The organism is Paenibacillus naphthalenovorans, from assembly GCF_900099895.1.
Classification (GTDB): domain Bacteria; phylum Bacillota; class Bacilli; order Paenibacillales; family NBRC-103111; genus Paenibacillus_G; species Paenibacillus_G naphthalenovorans.
Genome location: NZ_FNDY01000074.1, coordinates 1 through 2,319, shown reverse-complemented (window position 1 = coordinate 2,319; position 2,319 = coordinate 1). Strand labels below are relative to the sequence as shown.

Annotated in this window: 3 protein-coding genes and 1 pseudogene; all 4 read left to right on the top strand. The window is 42.9% G+C overall.

Annotation, left to right across the window (positions count from 1 at the left end; translation table 11 throughout):
* On the top strand, positions 1 to 663 hold a 663-nt coding region (locus tag BLT35_RS27290; RefSeq protein WP_175472075.1), incomplete at its 5' end, for a hypothetical protein.
* 250 nt (positions 664 to 913) lie between these two features.
* Complete coding sequence (locus BLT35_RS25975; RefSeq protein ID WP_074730228.1) at positions 914 to 1,213, top strand: hypothetical protein; 300 nt, start codon at positions 914 to 916, stop codon at positions 1,211 to 1,213.
* A complete protein-coding gene (locus BLT35_RS25970; RefSeq protein WP_074730227.1) occupies positions 1,210 to 1,593 on the top strand; it encodes a hypothetical protein in 384 nt (127 codons plus the stop codon). The genes BLT35_RS25975 and BLT35_RS25970 overlap by 4 nt, the downstream gene beginning before the upstream one ends.
* Before the next feature lie 19 nt (positions 1,594 to 1,612).
* Positions 1,613 to 2,319, top strand: a pseudogene (locus BLT35_RS25965) (hypothetical protein); the annotation flags it as partial.

Genomic DNA, 2,319 nt, shown 5'->3' with positions numbered 1-2,319 from the left:
ATTTACTTGAACATAATTGAGATCGAGAAAAAAGCAGAAAACTTTCGGCAGCAGTTTGGAGGTAAGATATTTGTTTTTCCCATTAAGGAAGACGATCCTTACTCTAAATACGCAGTAGCCATGTACACGGGTAAGAAATTTATCACCCACCCTAACCCAATGACTATTGAGGAGGCTGCGGCAGGGATTAGGCTGACGCTGAAGGCGTTTGAACAAGAGGGTTGGGACGCAGATTACGATCGAAACGTACGTTTCGTTTCGTACGATGCCCAAGTCAATGCACCAAGCGTCACGATGAGGCGCTTGAAGAAAGAAAACATCAGTAAGCTGATATACCAAGAAGGAGTTGATTTTCATAAAAAAGATGGAGAGGAGGATTTTTTGATTTCTGCCCGTGGTCTTCTCAAATGGACATATATCGAAATGGTGGACGAGGGGAACCCCAAGGCTGTCCAGTTCATGAACGAATACTACAAACTTCTATCAATGAGAAGGTATGGGAAAACAGCGGCTGCGATCCGGCAAGAAGTGCGACGGTTAACGAAGGATGAAGCAATAAAATGGATTGAGCGAACATACAAGCATTATGTACGGGATGATTTAGAAGTGATCAATATCATGAATGGGTTAGCAGGAGGCCGAGAATGTCGCGTAAGGAACTGATCGGGACCATATTGTTCATGTACGTCTGGTGCCCGACAATGGCATTCATATTAATTTCGTTAGTAGCGGTTTTCAAATGAAAAGCTCCCTCAATTTGGCGATTGAGAGAGTAAGTTCATCCGAAATCTCCTCGTCAGTTCTTGACGGGACGCGAGGGGATTTCTTAAAAATCACGAGGCAAAGCTCTTGCATGCCATTATAGCTTACCGGTGATTTGGCGTCAAGGGTGCCTTAGGGAGGAGAATATATCTTGACAACCACTAGCAGTAAGGAAATGACACTGTTAACTGTTTTCCGGAAACATTTCGGTGATATCCCCGAGGATTACATGGCAGCATATGCCGGTAGGTACAAGCATCTCAATTATGACTGGCGTAAACATACCTCAGAGAATATTTGGTCGGAGCCAGAGGATTTGGCGTCCGTATTATCGCCTTCTGTCGATGAAAAGGAAATTTGTGAATTCTTCGGAGCAATCTGTCTTGCGATAGTAGACGGGTTTTATGAAAAGCTGATGGATACAGCTTTCGGGGAGGCGATCTTATCGTGAGCAAAATTTCTGTGATTTCTTATGACAAAATGTCCGCCGTCCAGGATAAACATAAAATCGACGTGCCGATTGATCATTATAAAGCAGCGGAAAAGTTTTACGAAGAAGGCATGAACCAAGTGCTAAAGGAAATGGCACGCAAACATTTGAAAGCCGCGGACGGATTTGGTGTTGAGCGTGAGGAAAGATATGTCAAACAGAGAACTAAAGTGGACAAGCTTCTGAAGCAGATCGGAGAATCGGGAAATAAAAAAAATGAAGATCTGCTTCTTAACCTAGATTCTGAACTCGGGGCGTTTTTTGTGCTTTTGGCTGATGGTGCGTATATAGAAGGATTCATAGCCGGATATAAATTCTTGAAAGAATTACAGCCGGATTAATAAAGCGGGGTGGATGACCTTGTCAGAACCTTTGATACCGGGCGGCTGCATTCTGCTGGCAAGGAAGATCATCGAGAGCGCGATATGGGAAAAACCGCCTTTGTATTTAAAAGTATGGGTGTATCTCCTTACCAAAGCACAACATTCAGAATACAAAGGCCTCCAGCGTGGTTACCTTCGAACCTCAATCCCCGACATAATAGATGGCTGCAAATGGAAGGTTGGAGCGAGGACGGAAAAGCCAACGAAGGATCAAATTTATCAAATTCTTGAGTGGTTACGAAAACCCAATGAAGGGGGACACGGAAGCAACGCGAAAGCAACGATGATCACAACGACGAAAGCAACGCACGGACTATTAATAGGCATTGATAACTACGGGTTTTATCAGGATTTTAGAAATTACGAAAGCAACGATGAAGGCAACGACGAAAATCTTACGGAGCCTGCTCGAAAGCAACGACAACCCGACAATATAAACAAGAATGTTAATAATGACAAGAATGACAATAAAGATTTATCCACGGAAATTTTAAATTTCCGGACCCGATATCCTTCAGACTTGTTGGCTGTTGTCGATCAATATCTAGAATTCATCAGCAGAACACGTAAAAGCAATAGGATTTCAGACAGTGTCGTTTTGAAGATTTATGAATATCTCAGCAAATTTTCATATAACCGAATCGAATATGCGCTGAGGACGCATATGAGTAACCCGAAATATGA